The sequence below is a fragment of the Pseudomonas sp. TE12508 genome, assembly GCF_056279485.1.
Window position 1 is genome coordinate 39,635 of record NZ_JBWCCN010000007.1, and the last position, 18,301, is coordinate 57,935.

The following is an 18,301-nucleotide window of genomic DNA, read 5'->3' on the forward strand; positions in this document are numbered from 1 at the left end:
GGTTCATTTTTTATCGGGTGACGCCAAGGGCGGTCGGCTGGAGAGAATGTTTACAAGCGTTGAAGGTTGTTCCAGGCGCGCTCGTTGAGTTCGCTTGGACTTCCGACGGGTTTAGCTCAGAGGAAAGTTCGCTGTTCCTGCATACACTCAACTCATGAGTTAGGCTCAATGCGATGCAAGAAAACTCGGTGAGGAGTTGCTCATGAACACTCAATCGCTAATTGCACTGGCACTATCGTTGGCATGTCTCGCTGGCTGCGAAAACAAATACGATGTGAACGAGAAAAATTGCGAGCCGAAAAACTTCATGAAGCTGCCGGACGATCAGAAGCGGGAGGCCTTCATCAAGGCTTGCTTGGAGCGCATAACGCCTTGAACAGGATTCGATGCTGCGCATATCGCCCATAAAAAACCCGATGCACAGGCATCGGGTTTTCGGCATCAACCCGGGCTGTCAGGCCTGGCGGTTACGCAAACTACGCTCCATCCGCGCGATCCCTTCTTCCAGCAGCGCCCTTGGGCAGCCGAAGTTCAGGCGCACGAATTGCTGGGCGTGATCGCCGAAGTCCAGCCCTGCGCTCAGCCCGACTTTCGCTTGCTCAAGGAAGAATTGCTGCGGGTTATCCAGCGCCAGCGCCGTGCAGTCGAGCCATGCCAGGTAAGTGCCCTGAGGGATGTTCATGGTTACACCCGGCAACCGCGTACGAACCGCTTCCACCAGATAATCCCGATTGCTTTGCAGGTAGGCCATGAGCTCGGTCAACCACGGGCCGCCTTCGCTGTAGGCGACGCGGGTGGCTTCCAGGCCCAGCGGGTTGACGCTGTCGACCATGCCGCAGCGAGCGCTGTTGACCCGATGACGCAGTGCCGCGTCCTGAATGATCATGAACGCAGTCTTCAAACCGGCGATGTTGTAAGCCTTGCTCGCCGACATCAGGGTGATGGTGCGCTTGGCGATCTGCGGGCTGAGCGAGGCGGTCGGGATGTGTACGCGCCCGTCGAAGCACAGCTCGGAGTGGATCTCGTCGGAGATGATCCAGGCATCCTGCTCCAGGCAAATGTCGGCGACCGCTTGCAGCTCTTCGCGCGGGAAGACCTTGCCCAGCGGGTTATGCGGGTTGCTCAGCAGCAGCGCGCCGCCCCCTTGCAGTGCATGACGCAAGGTATCGAGTGGCGTGGCATACGTGCCATCGGCCAACGCATCGAAATCCAGTTCGACCTTGTTCAGCTGCCAGTGGCCCGGCGCATGGCGCAGCGGCGGGTAGTTTGGTGTCTGCACGACCACGTTTTGCTGCGGCTGAACCAACGCGTTCAGGGCCATGTTGAACCCCGACTCGATACCCGGCAGGAATATCAGCTCCTGAGGTTGCACGCGCCAGGCGTACTTGCTCCACAGGTCGGCGACGATGGCGTCACGCAAGTCATCCTGAGCCACGCTGTAACCGAGCATCGGGTGTTCCAGGCGTTTTTGCAGCGCCTGAATGATCGCTGGCGGCGCGGCGAAGTCCATGTCGGCGACCCACATCGGCAACACGTCGGCCGGGTAGCGGCTCCATTTGGTACTGCCGGTGCCATGGCGGTCGAACACCTGATCAAAATCGAAAGTCATGCTCAGTCTCATAAAAGGCAGGGGGTTAATCCGGTGGCCATGATAGCGCCAAACTCCGTGGGAGCGACCTGTGGCGAGGGGGCTTGCCCCCGTTGGGGTGCGAAGCGCCCCCGGCATTCCAAAGTTAAACTGCATGTACAAGGTTTACGACTGCTTCGCAGCCGAACGGGGGCAAGCCCCCTCGCCACAGGTCGCTCCCATTAATTGTGTTTCCGACAGGCTTGCGCAATTACCCGGCTGTCGGTTTTCACACAGCACAAAACAGCATTGTCTACAGTTTAAAGTGGCGGTAGTTCCGTTGCCGTCACCGTGATCGTCCAGAAAAACCCGGCCAACGCACCGGGTTTCCACCTGATCAGGAGTGCACGATGGACCTCAACCGTCGTCAGTTCTTCAAGGTCGCTGGTCTCGGCCTTGCGGGCTCAAGCCTCGGCGCGCTGGGCATGGCCCCGGCGCCAGCTTTCGCCGAACAAGTGCGTCATTTCAAGCTCGCCCATACCCATGAAACCCGCAACACCTGCCCGTACTGCTCGGTCGGTTGCGGCTTGATCATGTACAGCCAGGGTGACAACGCGAAGAATGTCGCCCAGAGCATCATCCACATCGAAGGCGATGCCGACCACCCCGTCAATCGCGGCACCCTCTGCCCCAAAGGCGCAGGCCTGCTCGATTTCATTCACAGCCCCAGCCGTCTCCAGTACCCGCAGGTGCGCAAGCCCGGCACCACGGAGTGGACGCGAATCTCCTGGGATGAAGCGCTGGATCGCATCGCCGACCTGATGAAGGCCGACCGCGACGCCCACTTCATCGAGAAGAACGCCCAGGGGCAAACGGTGAACCGCTGGCTGACCACCGGATTCCTCGCGGCGTCGGCGTCGTCCAACGAAGCGGGTTACATCACCCACAAGGTGATTCGCAGTCTCGGCATGCTGGGGTTCGATAACCAGGCACGTGTCTGACATGGCCCGACGGTGGCAAGTCTTGCCCCGACGTATGGCCGTGGTGCCATGACCAACCACTGGACCGATATCGCCAACGCGAATCTGGTTCTGGTGATGGGTGGCAACGCCGCCGAAGCGCACCCTTGCGGTTTCAAATGGGTGACCGAAGCCAAAGCCCATAACAAGGCGCGGCTGATTGTGGTCGACCCACGTTTCACCCGTACCGCCTCGGTGGCCGACTATTACGCGCCGATCCGCACCGGCACCGACATCGCCTTCATGGGCGGGCTGATCAATTACCTGCTGACCGAAGACAAGATCCAGCACGAATACGTGCGCGCCTATACGGACGTGTCGTTCATCGTCAAGGCCAACTACGGTTTCGAGGATGGGTTGTTCAGCGGTTACGACGCGAGCAAGCGCACTTACACCGACAAGTCCGGCTGGGGCTATGAAATCGGCGAGGACGGTTTCGCCAAAGTCGACCCGACCTTGCAGGACCCACGTTGCGTCTACCAATTAATGAAGCAGCATTACAGCCGTTACACCCTGGAGTTGGCCAGTCAGGTCTGCGGCATGCCCGTGGATGCGATGCAAAAAATCTGGGAAGAGATCGCCACGTGCTCGCAACCGGGCAAAACCATGACGATTCTCTACGCGCTGGGCTGGACCCAGCATTCGATCGGCTCGCAGATGATCCGCAGCGCGGCCATGGTGCAACTGCTGCTAGGCAACGTCGGCATGCCGGGCGGGGGCGTCAACGCCCTGCGCGGGCACTCCAACATCCAGGGCCTGACCGACCTGGGCTTGCTGTCCAACCTGCTGCCCGGTTACCTGACTCTGCCGGCCGAGGCCGAACAGGATTACAACGCCTATATCGCCAAACGTGCACTCAAGCCGCTGCGTCCCGGGCAGATGTCTTACTGGCAGAACTACGGCAAGTTCCACGTCAGCCTGATGAAAGCCTGGTACGGCGCGAATGCCACCGCCGAGAATAACTGGGGCTACGACTGGCTGCCGAAACTGGATATTCCCGGCTACGACATCCTGAAAATGTTCGACATGATGGGCAAGGGCGAGGTCAATGGCTACATGTGCCAAGGCTTCAACCCGATCGCCGCCTTGCCGGACAAGAACCGTGTAATGAAGGCGCTGGCCAAGCTCAAATGGCTGGTGGTGATGGACCCCCTGGCCACCGAAACCTCGGAGTTCTGGCGCAACGTCGGGCCTTACAACGATGTGCAAACGGCCGAGATCCAGACCGAAGTCATCCGTCTGCCCACCACCTGTTTCGCCGAAGAAAACGGTTCGCTGGTCAACAGCGGTCGCTGGCTGCAATGGCACTGGAAGGGTGCCGATGGCCCGGGGCTGGCGCGCACGGACGTGAAGATCATGGCCGAGCTGTTCTTGCGCCTGCGCAAGCGTTACCAGGCCGACGGCGGTGCCTGGGCCGAGCCGATCCTCAAGCTCGACTGGCCCTACAAGATCCCCGATGACCCCACGCCGGAAGAACTGGCCCGGGAATTCAACGGCTACGCCGTCGCCGATGTCACCGACGCCTCGGGCGCGGTGGTCAAGGCCGGTCAGCAGCTGTCCGGCTTCGGCCAGCTCAAGGACGATGGCAGCACCGCTTCCGGGTGCTGGATCTTCTGCGGCAGCTGGACCGAGCAGGGCAACAACATGGCCCGGCGTGACAACAGCGATCCTTTCGGCATGAAGCAGAACCTGGGCTGGGCCTGGGCCTGGCCGATGAACCGGCGGATTCTCTACAACCGTGCCTCTTGCGACCCTCAAGGCAAACCGTGGGACGCCAACAAGCGGCTGGTGTGGTGGAATGGCAAAGTCTGGACCGGCACCGACGTGCCTGACTACAAGGCCGATGTGCCGCCGGAAGCCGGGATGAACCCGTTCATCATGAACCCCGAAGGCGTGGCGCGTTTCTTCGCCCTCGACAAGATGAACGAAGGGCCGTTCCCGGAACACTATGAACCGTTCGAGACGCCCATCGGCATCAACCCGATGCACCCCAACAACAAGAAGGCGACCAGCAACCCGGCCGGTCGGATCTTCGATTCCGTCTGGGACACCCTCGGGCAGGCCAAGGACTTCCCTTATGCGGCGACCAGCTACCGGCTGACCGAACACTTCCACTTCTGGACCAAGCATTGTCCGATCAATGCCGTGACCCAGCCTGAGCAGTTTGTCGAAATCGGCGAGGTGCTGGCCAAGGAGAAAGGCATTGCTGCCGGTGACCGGGTAAGGGTCAGCTCCAAGCGCGGGCACATCGAAGCGGTGGCGGTAGTGACCAAGCGGATTCGTCCGCTGCAGGTCAACAATCAGGTGGTGCACCAGATCGGTATCCCGTTGCACTGGGGTTTCACCGGCGCCACCCGTCACGGTTACCTGACCAACACCCTGGTGCCGTTCCTCGGCGATGGCAACACACAGACCCCGGAATCCAAGTCATTCCTGGTCAACGTGGAGAAAGTCTAAATGGCCAGCCAAGACATCATCGCCCGTTCGGCCACCACCACCATGCCGCCCTCTGTGCGCACGCAAGAGGAAGTGGCCAAGCTGATCGATACCACCAAGTGCATTGGCTGCAAGGCCTGCCAGGTCGCCTGCTCGGAATGGAACGAGTTGCGCGACGATGTCGGTCACAACCTCGGCACCTACGACAACCCTCAAGACCTCAGCGCAGACACCTGGACCTTGATGCGCTTCACCGAGCATGAAACCGACGCCGGTAACCTGGAATGGCTGATTCGCAAGGACGGCTGCATGCACTGCGCCGAGCCCGGCTGCCTGGCGGCGTGCCCGAGCCCCGGCGCAATCATCAAGCACGCCAACGGCATCGTCGATTTCGATCAGGACCATTGCATCGGCTGCGGGTATTGCATCACCGGGTGCCCGTTCAACATTCCGCGCATCTCGCAAAAGGACCACAAGGCTTATAAGTGCACGCTGTGCTCGGACCGGGTGGCGGTGGGGCTGGAACCGGCTTGCGTAAAAACCTGCCCGACCGGCGCCATCGTTTTCGGCACCAAGGAAGACATGAAAGAACACGCTGCCGAACGTATCGTCGACCTCAAGAGCCGCGGTTTCGAAAACGCCGGTTTGTATGACCCCGAGGGCGTCGGCGGCACCCACGTCATGTATGTGCTGCACCATGCCGACACGCCCAGGTTGTATGCCGGGTTACCGGATCACCCGGCGATCAGTCCGCTGGTGGACCTGTGGAAAGGCCTGAGCAAACCCCTGGCGTTGCTCGCCATGGGCGCGGCGGTGCTGGCCGGGTTCTTCCATTACGTGCGTGTCGGGCCACAACTGGTCGAGGAGGACGAACATCCAGTCACCCTCGACCCGGCGGTCCATGAGTTCGATCCATCGGTGCATACGTTTGATCCGACGAAACCCGGCGGGGAGGACAGGCCATGAACGACAAACCGATCCTGCGCTACACCGCCAACCAGCGCACCAATCACTGGCTGGTGGCGATTCTGTTTCTGATGGCCGGGCTGTCGGGGCTGGCTTTGTTCCATCCGGGGTTGTTCTGGCTCAGCAACTTGTTTGGCGGTGGTTCGTGGACGCGCATTCTGCATCCGTACATGGGCGTGGCGATGTTTGTGCTGTTCCTCGGCCTGGTGTTCAGCTTCTGGCGGGCGAATTATTTCAGCGCCAACGACCGGTTGTGGCTCAGGCGCGTCGGGACTGTCTTGCGCAACGAAGAGGAGGGCGTGCCGCCGATCGGCAAATACAACCCGGGGCAGAAGCTACTATTTTGGGTATTGCTGATCTGCATGCTGGTGCTGTTGTTCAGCGGGTTGGTGATCTGGCGTGCCTGGTTCAGCGCGTACTTCGGCATCACCGGTATTCGCTGGGCGATGCTGCTGCATGCGCTGGCGGGTTTCATCCTGGTGCTGAGCATCATCGTCCACGTCTACGCCGGCATCTGGATTCGCGGCTCGGTCCACGCCATGGTGCGTGGCCGGGTCAGCCGCGCCTGGGCGAGAAAACACCACGAGCTCTGGTACCGGGAAGTGACCCAAGACGAAACGCCTGAGCGACCGATCACAAAAAAAGGATGACCCCTTGGCGACGATCCTCGAGCCTGGGCAGATAGAAGCGGCGGCGAGTTCACCGCCGTTTCTGTACCTGCCACCGAACAACCTGTTCACCTTGCGCGCGCTGCGTCTGGAACGCTTGGCCGACGGGCATCCCATGGCGGACTATCTGCGCTTGATCGCGGGGCTGTGCCACGTTCAGCAGAACCTGATGGACGATCCGCCCGTGACGACCATGCCCGATCCCGAACGCCTGCGGGTGTGCATGGAACATGGCTTGCCACCGTTCGCCGCCGACAGTCTGGTGCGTGAAAACGTTTGGCTGCCGTATCTCGAAGCCTTGTTGCAACGCTATCAGCCACCGCCACAATCGGCGGTAGAAAACGCCGTGGCGACGTTGCGCAGTGCCAACCCGGGGCTGCTCAAAGCGTGGGCGATTGCCTTGGTCAGCGGCCAGTATTCAATGCTGCCGGCAGAACTGGTTCCGTTCCTTGGCGCAGCGCTGCAAGCGGCCTGGAGCCATTGGCTGTTGAGCACACCCAACCTTGAACTCAAGCGCGGCGACAGCCTCAGCCAATGCCCGGCCTGCGGTTCGCCGGCGATGGCCGGGGTGATTCGTCATCGAGGCAAATACAACGGTTTGCGTTATCTGGTGTGCTCGTTGTGCGCCTGCGAATGGCATGCGGTGCGGGTCAAATGCGTGTACTGCGAACAGAGCAAGGGGCTTGAATACGTCAGCTTCGAGGATGACCGTCACGCTGCCAATCAGGCACCGTTGCGGGCGGAAGTCTGCCCCGGCTGCAACAGCTACCTGAAACTGATCTACCTGGAAAACGATGCCGAAGCCGAAGCGCTTTCGGCGGACCTGTCCAGCCTGATGCTGGACATGCGCCTGGAGCAGGAAGGCTACCAGCGCCTGTCGCCGAATCTGATGCTGGCACCGGGAGGCGACTGAGCGTAAAGCGATCGCAAAACCGGTGCCTGCGGTAGGTCAGCCTTACCGCGATTACCGGTTTTACGACGGCTGCGCAGCCGAACGGGGGCAAGCCCCTGGCGACAGGACGCCTGTGATTACTTAGGTGGTTCGTGTTTGTCCAGCGCTCGGTTCACCGCCAACTCGCCCTGCATGATGATTTGCGCGATGCCTAGAATGGTATTGCGGTGTGGCCCCTGTAGCAGCGCAGCAACATCGTTGAGCATGACGCTGGCCGAAGCCAGTGACTCGCAGGCGTGGGCCAGCAGAGATTCGGTGCCGATCTCTGGGTTGATGATGAACATTTTGCTGGGTTTATACGGCGTGGCCATGATACGGGCACTCGGATTGAGGTAGTAATCGAGGGCGCGTTCGGCCGCTTCGTGGAGTTTTTTTGAATCGAGTGATTCATACGGGGATGCCGAATCCGCGGTTGGCGGATTGGGTGTTATTTTGAACATAGATGAAACTCCTACTTAGAATATTTAGGAGCCATCACCCTCGCTACCAAACGAAGAGTGGCGGCCATACGCGGGTTGGTAGACCGGTCTAAGTAGGAAACCCGGCGCTCACAATGGAGCCCCACGCATGACCACCATATAAAGCCGAGCCCCAAAAAAGAGACTGCATAAGGTGTCGCCATACGACTACTTAGAGGCGGGCTACCAAACCCGATCACTGTTTTTCAGTGACAGGGAAACGATATAGCCCGCCCCACAGCCGCACAAGCCAGCGGATTCTGGCGCACGCGTAGGTAACGACGCAAGGTGTTGTAGCCTTTAGGACGTAACACTGAGTGTCATTAAACACGCCCTCTGCAATGGGTTGATGCGCTTCAAAAAATAGAGGAAACCTCTGACAGTTTTTTTGGTAGTAGTCGCTGGGAGCGCGGCGTTTAGCAGGGTGTTGCAGTGGGGGCACTCGCCATCAGCGAGATCATTGCTCGGTGATGGTGATAGTGGGCGGAGAGCATGCCCTTAAAGCTCAGCGGCTACACTCAGACGCGACGGTCACTCGTTTCCGGGAGCTCTGATGTCCGCACCTTCCGCCAGCCAAGCCTTGCGGCTGCCCTCCATCGACAGCTTGCTGCGCCATCCTGCTTGCCAGGCGTTGGTCGAGCGTTATGGGCGGGATGCGCTGCTGGCCGGTTTGCGGCAACTGCTCGATGATCTGCGCGAGCCGGTTCAAAAGGGTGAACTCAGCGCGGTTGAAATCGCCCCCGACGTATTGGCGGGCAGGGCAGGCGAACGTTTGGCGATCCAGCATCGCAGCCAGGTTCGTCGGGTGTTCAACCTCACCGGCACGGTGCTGCACACCAACCTCGGTCGCGCGTTGTTGCCGGAGTCTGCTATCGAAGCTGTTCAACTCGCCGCCCGCTACCCGCTCAATCTGGAATTCGACCTGCACAGCGGCAAGCGCGGCGACCGCGATGATTTGATCGAAGGCCTGATCCGCGAGCTGACCGGCGCCGAAGCGGTGACCGTGGTCAACAACAACGCCGCCGCCGTGTTGCTGACACTCAACAGCCTGGGCGCGCGCAAGGAAGGCATCATTTCCCGTGGTGAACTGATCGAGATCGGCGGCGCCTTTCGCATCCCCGACATCATGGCCCGCGCCGGAGTGCGGCTTCACGAAGTGGGCACCACCAACCGCACCCATGCCCGCGATTACGAGGCCGCGATCGGGCCGCGCAGTGGTTTGCTGATGCGTGTACACGCGAGCAATTATTCCATCGAAGGTTTCACCGCCCGGGTGCCGACGGCTGAATTGGCGGAGCTGGCTCACCGTCACGGGCTGCCGCTGCTGGAAGACCTCGGTAGCGGCAGCCTGCTGGACCTGACTCGCTGGGGCTTGCCCGCCGAACCGACGGTGCGTCAGGCGTTGCTCGATGGTGCGGACATCGTCACTTTCAGCGGCGACAAATTGCTCGGTGGTCCCCAGGCCGGGTTGATTGTCGGCCGCAAAGACCTGATCGCGAAGATCAAAAAGAATCCGCTCAAGCGCGCCCTGCGGGTCGACAAACTGACCCTGGCCGCCCTCGAAGCCGTATTGGCGCTGTACCGCGATCCTGATCGGCTGGCCGAACGCCTGCCGAGTCTGCGCTTGCTGACCCGCCCCCAAGCCGACATTCATGCCCAGGCCGAACGGCTGCAACCGTCACTGGCGCGGGTGTTGAGTGACGGCTGGAGCGTCAGCGCGGTGCCGGCGTTGGGCATGATCGGCAGCGGCAGCCAACCGGTGGCGCGCTTACCTAGCGCTGCGTTATGCCTGCGGCCCAACGTCTCCAAGCGTCTACGCGGGCGGCGATTGCTGGGACTGGAGGCCGCGTTTCGTCGGTTGCCGATTCCCGTGCTGGGGCGCATTGACGGTGATGCGCTTTGGCTGGACCTGCGCCAACTGGATGACGAAGCCGCATGGCTGGCTCAACTCGATCAATTGCAGGAGGAGGGCCGGGACGGGTGATTGTCGGCACGGCGGGGCACATCGATCACGGCAAGACCTCCTTGCTCCAGGCACTGACCGGCCAGGCAGGCGACCGTCGCCGGGAAGAACGCGAACGCGGCATGACCATCGACCTCGGCTATATCTATGCAGCACTGGAACCAGGCACAGCCCTGACCGGTTTTATCGACGTGCCCGGTCATGAGCGCTTCACCCACAACATGCTGGCCGGGGCGCAGGGTATTGATCTGGTGTTGCTGGTGGTGGCGGCCGATGACGGCGTCATGCCGCAGACCCGCGAACATTTGGCGATCGTCGAGTTGCTGGGCATCCCTCGGGCATTGGTCGCCATCAGCAAATGCGACCGGGTCGAGCCGACACGAGTGCAGGCAGTTCGTGAACAGATCGAAGCATTGCTCGCATCCGGCCCCTATGCCGACGCACCGCAAATCGCGCTGTCGAGTGTGACCGGCGAGGGTGTCGAGACGCTGCGTCAGGCCTTGCTGGATGCGCAACATGAGGTGCTTCAACGCAGCACCAGCGGCGGTTTTCGCCTGGCGATTGATCGGGCTTTCAGCGTGGCCGGCGCCGGTATCGTGGTGACCGGCACCGCGTTGTCCGGCCAGGTGGCCGTGGGCGATACGCTGATGTTGAGTCCGCTGGACAAACCGGTGCGGGTGCGAGGCCTGCATGCGCAGAACCAAGCGGCCGACAGTGCAACAGCCGGGCAGCGAGTCGCGCTGAACCTGAGTGCCGAGCGTCTGGCCCTGGAGCAGATTCACCGTGGCCACTGGCTGTTGGCCGAATGGCTGCATGCGCCGACCCAGCGTCTGGATATCGAGATGACCTTGTTGGCCAGCGAAGCGCGAAGCTTCGAGCACTTTCAGCCAGTGCACGTGCATCTCGGCACTCAGGATGTGACGGGGCGAGTGGCCTTGCTGGAGGACGCCAGCCTGGCACCGGGGCAGCGAATGTTCGCGCAACTGCTGGTGAACGCGCCGGTGCTGGCGGTGAAGGGCGACCGCTTGATCCTGCGCGATCAAAGCGCGCAACGCACCCTCGGCGGTGGCCGGGTGCTCGACCCGTTCGCCCCGGCCCGACACCGCCGCAGCCCCGAACGATTGGTGCAGCTACAAACGCTGGCCACCACCAACAGCCTGGAAGACGCACTGCCGACGCTGCTGGCCAACAGCGACACCGGGCTCGATCCCCGGCGTCTGGAGCGCCAGTTCAATCGTCCGCGCGACAGCTGGGAATTGCCCGATGATGTGCGCTTGATCGATACGCGGCAGGGGCCGTTGCTGTTCAGCGCTGCCCGTTGGGAAGCACTGAAAGCGCCGCTGCTGGAACACCTCACACGCTTTCATCAACTCGAACCGGATCAAATGGGACCGGACAGGGACCGCCTGCGGCGCTTTGCCGGCACCGCACTGGAGCGGCCGACCTTTATCAGCCTGCTCGACGAATTACTGGCCAGCGGCGCGATCGTCGCCAGCGGCCCATGGCTGCATTTGCCCGATCATCAAGTGCGCTTGAGCGAGGACGACGAGACCTTGTGGCAACAGCTACAGCCGCTGTTTGAACAAGCGGGTTTCGATCCGCCATGGGTGCGTGACTTGGCCAAAGACGCTGGCCGTGAAGAGGCAACCGTGCGCCTGCTGCTGCGCAAGATGGCGCGACTGGGGTTGCTGCATCAAGTGGTTCGTGACCTGTTCTACACCGACACGCTGCTGCGCCGATTGGCGGCTATGCTGGTGCAACTGGCCGGCAATGACCCGGTGATTCAGGTCGCTGCATTTCGCGACGCTGTGGGCCTGGGGCGCAAGCGCAGCATTCAGATTCTTGAGTACTTCGACCGAATCGGCCTGACCCGACGCTTTGGCGACCGACGCCACATCCGGCTCGACAATGCACTGGCCCAGCAAACAGAAGACTGAGTTCAAGGAAGGCAATCGCGCCCGGTGGCGCGGCCGGGCTTCAAACCCGGTTGGGGACGGCATCCGTTCCCGGGCAGGTTCGACTCCGGCTGCCTTCCGCCATTTTTAGCCACTTCGATGACTTATACCCTAACGGTACCGCGATTTTCGTCCCCATCCTGACTGCCAAACCTGTTCTAAAACGTTTTTACACAGCCTCGGCCAAGAGCAGACAGTCAAAACCTGCCGCATCTGCCGATTATCCGTCAGGCGATAAAACACTTGAACATGGATGCAATCAGACCGGCGATCACTCGTTCAAGTTTTTGACCAGATAGCTATCTACGATTTGCGAAACGCCCGTCAATGCAGTACGCAGCAACTCCGGTTCAGTGCGATAGCGCAACGGCGTATAGCCATAGGTATTGGCGCCGTTGAATGCGGTGATCGGTTCATTGCGCTGCCAGATTAGTTCCTCGCCGCGTTTCATGACAGCGCTCACGGCAATCGTCGGGTAGACCACACTGCTGAAGCCTTGAGTCAGTGCGAAACCCCAGTTCAGGACGGTCAACTCGATCTGCGCATCGGCCGGTTCGTGTTCACCCACGATCTTGAAACGGCCGGTGGCGGTCAATTGCTCCTCGAAACTCTTTTTGACCAACTCGCCCAGATTGATATCCGCTGTTTCCATGTTGTACAGAATCGCATCAACCGTCGACATCGAAGCCAGGTCACCTGCCTTCAGACCTGCGGCAAATCCAGCCCCTCCCAAAGCAGCCTTGGTCAGGTTCGATGCACCAGCTGCCATCCCTGCGCCAGCGCCGACACCTGCGCCCAATGCAGCGCCCCATGCCTGTTCACGTCCCATGTAACTCATCTCCTTGGGCTTCCATGCAACCGGGAGAATCTTCACCGTGTGGATCTGGGTACGGTATTCGGGCTTGAATTTCTGGTTGGCACATCCTGCAAGGAAAAGAACGGCAAAAACCAGGACAGCAATCTTCTTCATGAACAACTCACGACACCAAAGGAATGTGCGAAGTTTGTCGTCACCTGCAGGAAATTCTGAAGGGTAAATGAGGAGTGCTGATCGCGAATGCTATTGCGGCAGCAGGTAGCTTTCGGCCGATTCTGTTGAAAAAGTCGGACTGCCCAAACTGCCTGATCATTGACTGGTGAAAACGCCTTTTTCGCACGCGGCTACGTGAAACCCGAGTCCGGAAGCCTTTGCCAAAAGTAAAGATTTCAATCTCGGACGCGTACTTTTCGGATGCGCAAACCATGGCCGACTTTTTCAACACAATCGGCCACAAGCAGACGTTCGATCCAAAGCTGCTTTCGAGCAGAAGAAAACGTCGCTAAGCAGCGGCCAGCGAGCCGCTGCTATGCTGAGTCGAATCCCGTCAGCACGGCTCAACGGGCATGGTTGTATGCTTTTTTGAAGGACGTGCTCACGTGTCTGCTGACGCAGCAGGCAAACGACATTGCCGAACTGCTGCCGCATAACATAAATGGACGCCTGATTAACATACGCAGGGACGGTAGGTAGACGTTTACAGACAGTACAACCCAAGGACTATCTCAGGACTACCTGGCATGGGCGATTCTTTCTGGAGCAGGTTCGGCCTCGAACTGATATTGATGACGTTCAGCGTACTTTTTTGCTATGCGATGTACCACACGCATGTGACCTATCAGCGCCGCAACAAAAAACAAATCGACGAAGCATTTCGCAAAGCCATGGCGCAGCACGGTATTGAAAATGTGGAAATCCGACAGGATCACACAATGTTAGGGGCCCGTGGCAAAGTCGGGAAAAGGCTGTTCGATGTCCACAGGATTCTTCACTGCCCGCCGGATCGCTGGTTTGTCTACATCCATGTCGAGGACACAAAACCTGTGCTTATGCCGATTTCAGAGCAGCGAGCAATGGCTTCCCTCAACAGCCAGGGGGGAATTGAATAGGCTGATGACGACGTTGGCTCCCTGTTCAGGAAGTACCGAAAGTACACCTAGGCGAGCGGCTGCGTTGGACTGCAGCCCTTTGTGACGGGCAGAAATCGGCCAGACGCGGACATGTAGGTTGCGCAATATTCGACCCTTAGCTGCCGCTCATGAAGTCGTGTCCCAATAGAAATGGATGTACTCGTCTTCATACTCCGCGAACAGCGAAACGATGAACTCCGTCTTCATCGAGTACATCAATAACGCTCCGACGAAACCGGTCGACTCATGCAGCGGTTGTTTGAGCGGAGCGATCAATTCAAACGCCTGATCCGCAACCATCTGATTGAAAACAGCTTCCGAGATTTCCTCAAACTGAGCGTCAGAAACGTAGCCTGGGAAATAACTTTCGCCACCAGGCCGCCAATCCATCCATTCCGCGTGAAGCCAGAAGTTTAATCCGTTTTCGCCTTGCCGTTTGGGGGCGCGGGTTATCCTGATGATCTGCTGAGAGGCAGAGCATCGAAAGGCGATTGCTGGATAAGTGACGTAATAGAGACCGGGACAATCGCTTTTGGTCGCTTTCTGCCTGTCGCGAAGGACTGAAAACGACCCAAAGCGAGGAATGCTAGTGCTTTGGAGGGCGGGCATACCAACCGTAGATTGCGATGCCGGCATAACAGGTTGCTGGCACGCTCAATGCCATCGCGAGCGTCGAGAGGTCGGCCGCATACCCTGTCAATGGCGGAATAAATGCCCCGCCAACAATGGCGCAACAGAACAGGCCCGAACCTTCTGCCGCGCGATGACCGAGCCCTGCGGTCGCAAGGGTAAAGATCGTCGGAAACATGATGGAGTTGAACAGCCCGACGGCCAGCAGCGACCATCCGGCAACAACGCCTTGTGTGGTGGCAGAGATCGTCAACAGCACAATGACTGCCGTGGCGGCAAAGGCCAGCAGTTTCCCGGGCGCGAAAGTGCGCATCAGCGCTGAGCCGATAAAGCGGCCAACCAGGGCACCACCCCAATAGAAGGCAACATGCTTGCCTGCGGCTTCGGCGGGAAGGGCCAGGGTTGTCGGCAGCATGAGGTAGTCGGTGATAAGGCTGCCAATCGTGACTTCGGCGCCGACATAGAGAAATATGCAAACGGTGCCGAGTGCAAAGCGCGGCTGCTTTAGAAGGTCGAGCGCAGCGAGTGGATTGAGACGTTCAGGTCTTGTTGACGGTTGCAGCTCATTTTTTTTCAGCCAGACGATCAAGGCGACGATGCAGATGAAGAGCGTAATGCTTGCATAGGTGTTGCTGATCACGCTGGCTTCCTGCGACAGGAAGGACGTCAGTTCTGCTGGCGACAATGCGGAGGTATCTACCGCATTGAGGGAGCCCAGGATCAGTATGGCACCCAGGTAGGGTGCGACCGTGGTTCCCAGCGAATTGAACGCATGGCCGAGGGTGAGGCGGGCAGGGGCCGTTGCGGCGGTTCCGAGCAGTGAAAGCAGCGGGTTCGCAACGACCTGAACGGTTGTCACGCCAATCGCAAGCACAAAGAGGGCGCCGAGGAAGGCTGGAAACAATGCGGACTGGGTGGCAGGAATGAAGAGCAGGCATCCACCAGCCATCAGCAGCAACCCGAGGACGGCCGTTTTCATGTAGCCGATTCGCGAAATGAGCAGGCCTGCGGGTATGGCGAAAATGAAATAGGCAAAAAAGAATGACGACTGCACAAGCATGGCCTCTGTATAGCTGAGGCTGAAAAGGTGCTTGAGTTTTGGCACCAGGACATCGTTAAGGCTGGTGATGCTGCCGAGGATGAAAAACAGCGCGAACACGTAGGTGCTCATCCGTTGGGCGTGGGGTGTTGCCAAACTGTTGGTGACAGTCGCGCTAGCACTAGCATTCGTCATCACGGGCTTCCTTTCTTGTGATTGTTACTTTCAAGGAAAGCTCTATCGAGCCTCGGGAACCTTGATAGTGAGACAGCGCTATCTTTGTGCGGTGAAGTACTCGCCAAAGAAGGGTGCGCTGCCATCTGATTTTTTGTCTGTAGCCGCTACCGCTCACCCAAAGTCCGGGGCCAGTCGTTAGAGGGGCGCTACCTTAGTGCCTGACTTTTCGTTTGGCAAGCCGCTGGATCTCTTGGGGGTTATGCTGAGATAAGGGGTAAATTCGCTCATTTGGGCTGCAACTATTTGTCGGGATTGAAAATTCAGGAGACAACGCAATAGGCGTCCGCGGATTGGCAAGGTGGCCAGCCATTTAATAGAAATTGAGGCGGTTCCTTACAGTCCTCTTCAATCAGGTGAATGCGCAAGCTCTCAAACCGGGTAGAGCTGCCTGATCCGCCGCACCATGCGTTGCTAGATGCGCGAATGCTTGCAGATCTTTTCAAGATCTTGGCCTACCGGCTTGTTTTGTCACCATGAAGGCGCATCACAACGCTGATCGACCAGCTTTGGACGGTACTGCAGGTTATTCGAGCTTCACCATCGTCATAGGCGGTGGTGGGAAGGGGCAAAACTGGATTATCCAAAATTATGGCTCAGCCATAATTATTGCTGCGCCATAATTTCTCACTACAAAAAGCTTTGTTTAGGCATCGGAGCAACAGGCCGTAAAGGGTGAACGGCAGTGACGTTTTCATTTCATTAGAATCGCTGACCTGAATCCGATTGCAGGTTTGGTGTATTGTTAGCTGACTAACTACATAGAGACTCAACATGTCCAAACTTGCAGAATTCCGTCAGCTCGAAAAACACCTGGCAGAGCAGCTCGAAGCTCTCGAAACGCTGAAGGGCGATGCTGGCCTGAAGAAAGAAATTGAATTTGAAACAAAGCTGCGCGCTTTGCTCGCCGAGTACGGCTATAGCCTGCCGAACGTGATGAACTTGCTTGACCCAAAGGCTGGTCGTCGCGCATCAACTACCGAGGCAAAATCCGGTACGAGGAAGCCACGCCAGGTGAAGGTCTACAAAAATCCTCATACCGGCGAAGTGGTAGAAACCAAAGGCGGCAACCACCGAACGCTGAAGGAATGGAAAGCGAAATACGGCTCCGACACCGTGGAGTCTTGGCAGGCCAAGTGAGTTTTGTTTGAGTACAAGAGGGCCCTTCGGGGCACTTTTTTGGAATTCAAACACTGTTTTCAACCAGTGATCACTACGGTAGTAATCATCACTTTTATGAGCGGAAGTAAGAACTTATTATGGCCCTGCTTTTCGCTCTCCGCCCGCTCACTGAAAAATTGCTGAATATCATCAGGACACCAATGTTTGTTATTTGGAGGCACTCGTTTTAGTAGGTGTAAATTCTCGGTTGTTGGTATCTAAGTTTATCTGAGGTGTGTGAACCTATCAAAATCGCTCGTGGTGATTGTTAAAGTTAAATTCGCAGCGAGTTGGAGAATTGCATAATTAGTTGTATGCAGATGCTTTAAGTGATCTGTTGCGCATGTCCCGCTGGTGCTTTGCCTGATGAAGCAAAAGTACTAGGCTCTATGGGGTCTACAGCATCGTTACCTTGTGTGAGCTTTCATGACACCTTCGCGAGTTTTTATCGATTGCGTAGTACCCTCTGCAGCTCTAGCCTTGAAGGATCCGATAAGCCTTTGGCGATCATAACAAGAGAGGGTTTCGATGAAGTATGCAGATAAAAAAATAGCCGTAGTCACGGGCGGTGCGATGGGCATTGGGGCTGAAGCTGCCATTTCATTGGCAAAAGACGGTCACCACGTCGTAATTTGCGACATCAACGCGCAAGAAGCGGAGCGGTTCTCGCGTCACCTCCGGGAAGAGGGCTTTACAGCTGATGCCTGCCAGATGGACGTTGGAGCTCTGGACTCTGTCTCTGATGCGTTTTCCTGGATTGAGAGAGAGTTTGGCCGCTGTGATGTTTTGGTAAACTCGGCAGGTATCGCCAAGACTATGCCGTTTCTGGACTTCGACCTGGACGTCTTCAACAAAACGATGCTCATCAACGTCACTGGTACATTCATGTGCTGCCAGCTAGCCGCACGTATCATGCGTAAAAATGGTTTCGGCAGGATCATCAATATTGCTTCCGTTGCAGGGATGCGGGCGGTGGGTAAAGGGCGAACTGCCTATGGCACCTCCAAAGGTGCGGTGATCGCACTTACCCGGCAGATGGCGGTAGAGCTGAGTGAGTATGGCATCACGGCTAATGCTATTGCCCCTGGGCCGGTTGATACCCCCATGACCAAGGAGCTACACAGCGATGCTTTTCGGCAGGCATACAGCAATGCCATCCCGGCCAAGCGATACGGAACTACTCAAGAGATCGCAGGTGCGGTGAGTTATCTTGCGTCTGATGTAGCAGCTTATGTGAATGGCATCGTGTTGCCAGTTGACGGTGGATTCCTCGCATGGGGTGCGGGTGATCTTTAATCGCCGTCAT

Annotated in this window: 15 protein-coding genes, 1 tRNA gene and 1 pseudogene; 12 read left to right on the plus strand and 5 right to left on the minus strand. The window is 58.4% G+C overall.

From position 1 onward, the window contains the following. Positions 1-202: 202 nt before the first annotated feature. On the plus strand, positions 203-376 hold the full coding sequence (gene trbK, locus ACZ9IM_RS11130) for an entry exclusion lipoprotein TrbK (protein WP_063343699.1): 174 nt from the start codon (positions 203-205) through the stop codon (positions 374-376). A gap of 78 nt (positions 377-454) precedes the next feature. Here trbK and ACZ9IM_RS11135 read toward each other — a convergent pair whose 3' ends face one another. Further along, a complete protein-coding gene (locus ACZ9IM_RS11135) occupies positions 455-1,609 on the minus strand; it encodes a MalY/PatB family protein (protein WP_476223904.1) in 1,155 nt (384 codons plus the stop codon). 368 nt (positions 1,610-1,977) lie between these two features. Here ACZ9IM_RS11135 and fdnG point away from each other — a divergent pair, with 368 nt between their 5' ends. The 4 genes from fdnG to fdhE are packed head-to-tail and all read left to right on the plus strand — an operon-like array spanning position 1,978 to position 7,569. Continuing rightward, positions 1,978-5,043 (plus strand): formate dehydrogenase-N subunit alpha, encoded by a 3,066-nt coding sequence (fdnG, locus tag ACZ9IM_RS11140; RefSeq protein WP_476223905.1) that lies wholly within the window; start codon positions 1,978-1,980, stop codon positions 5,041-5,043. After that, a complete protein-coding gene (gene fdxH, locus ACZ9IM_RS11145; protein WP_476223906.1) occupies positions 5,044-5,988 on the plus strand; it encodes a formate dehydrogenase subunit beta in 945 nt (314 codons plus the stop codon). Then, positions 5,985-6,638: a formate dehydrogenase subunit gamma gene (locus ACZ9IM_RS11150; RefSeq protein WP_476223907.1), complete on the plus strand. Its 654-nt coding sequence runs from the start codon at positions 5,985-5,987 to the stop codon at positions 6,636-6,638. Before fdxH ends, ACZ9IM_RS11150 begins: the two co-directional genes overlap by 4 nt. Before the next feature lie 4 nt (positions 6,639-6,642). Then, positions 6,643-7,569, plus strand: coding sequence for a formate dehydrogenase accessory protein FdhE (gene fdhE, locus ACZ9IM_RS11155; protein ID WP_476223908.1), 927 nt, complete (start codon positions 6,643-6,645; stop codon positions 7,567-7,569). 116 nt (positions 7,570-7,685) lie between these two features. Here the strand turns inward: fdhE and ACZ9IM_RS11160 are convergent, their stop codons facing one another. Beyond that, positions 7,686-8,048 (minus strand): DUF6124 family protein, encoded by a 363-nt coding sequence (locus ACZ9IM_RS11160; RefSeq protein ID WP_476223909.1) that lies wholly within the window; start codon positions 8,046-8,048, stop codon positions 7,686-7,688. Positions 8,049-8,619: 571 nt separating this feature from the next. On the opposite strand from ACZ9IM_RS11160, the gene selA reads away from it, so the two are divergent. The 3 genes from selA (at position 8,620) to ACZ9IM_RS11175 (ending at position 12,068) form a co-directional block, all read left to right on the plus strand. After that, positions 8,620-10,050: an L-seryl-tRNA(Sec) selenium transferase gene (gene selA, locus ACZ9IM_RS11165; protein ID WP_476223910.1), complete on the plus strand. Its 1,431-nt coding sequence runs from the start codon at positions 8,620-8,622 to the stop codon at positions 10,048-10,050. After that, positions 10,047-11,966 (plus strand): selenocysteine-specific translation elongation factor, encoded by a 1,920-nt coding sequence (gene selB / locus ACZ9IM_RS11170; RefSeq protein ID WP_476224057.1) that lies wholly within the window; start codon positions 10,047-10,049, stop codon positions 11,964-11,966. Before selA ends, selB begins: the two co-directional genes overlap by 4 nt. A gap of 6 nt (positions 11,967-11,972) precedes the next feature. After that, positions 11,973-12,068, plus strand: a tRNA-Sec gene (locus ACZ9IM_RS11175). 187 nt (positions 12,069-12,255) lie between these two features. On the opposite strand, the gene ACZ9IM_RS11180 is transcribed toward ACZ9IM_RS11175, so the two are convergent. After that, positions 12,256-12,954, minus strand: coding sequence for a hypothetical protein (locus tag ACZ9IM_RS11180; RefSeq protein ID WP_476223911.1), 699 nt, complete (start codon positions 12,952-12,954; stop codon positions 12,256-12,258). A 346-nt stretch (positions 12,955-13,300) separates the two neighbouring features. Between ACZ9IM_RS11180 and ACZ9IM_RS11185 the strand changes: the two are divergent. Further along, a pseudogene (locus tag ACZ9IM_RS11185) lies at positions 13,301-13,494 on the plus strand (transposase domain-containing protein); the annotation flags it as partial. 47 nt (positions 13,495-13,541) lie between these two features. After that, on the plus strand, positions 13,542-13,910 hold the full coding sequence (locus ACZ9IM_RS11190; protein WP_427623876.1) for a hypothetical protein: 369 nt from the start codon (positions 13,542-13,544) through the stop codon (positions 13,908-13,910). A gap of 147 nt (positions 13,911-14,057) precedes the next feature. Here ACZ9IM_RS11190 and ACZ9IM_RS11195 read toward each other — a convergent pair whose 3' ends face one another. Together ACZ9IM_RS11195 and ACZ9IM_RS11200 are read right to left on the minus strand one after the other, a co-directional pair. Continuing rightward, the gene (locus tag ACZ9IM_RS11195; protein WP_476223912.1) at positions 14,058-14,567 is read right to left on the minus strand and encodes a hypothetical protein; all 510 of its coding nucleotides are present in this window, start codon (positions 14,565-14,567) and stop codon (positions 14,058-14,060) included. Further along, positions 14,518-15,795 (minus strand): sugar MFS transporter, encoded by a 1,278-nt coding sequence (locus ACZ9IM_RS11200; RefSeq protein ID WP_476223913.1) that lies wholly within the window; start codon positions 15,793-15,795, stop codon positions 14,518-14,520. The genes ACZ9IM_RS11195 and ACZ9IM_RS11200 overlap by 50 nt, the downstream gene beginning before the upstream one ends. A gap of 813 nt (positions 15,796-16,608) precedes the next feature. Here ACZ9IM_RS11200 and ACZ9IM_RS11205 point away from each other — a divergent pair. Both ACZ9IM_RS11205 and ACZ9IM_RS11210 read left to right on the plus strand, forming a co-directional pair. Then, positions 16,609-16,974: a histone-like nucleoid-structuring protein, MvaT/MvaU family gene (locus ACZ9IM_RS11205; protein ID WP_427623880.1), complete on the plus strand. Its 366-nt coding sequence runs from the start codon at positions 16,609-16,611 to the stop codon at positions 16,972-16,974. A 549-nt stretch (positions 16,975-17,523) separates the two neighbouring features. Next, positions 17,524-18,291 (plus strand): SDR family NAD(P)-dependent oxidoreductase, encoded by a 768-nt coding sequence (locus ACZ9IM_RS11210; RefSeq protein WP_427623882.1) that lies wholly within the window; start codon positions 17,524-17,526, stop codon positions 18,289-18,291. Positions 18,292-18,301 lie beyond the last annotated feature (10 nt).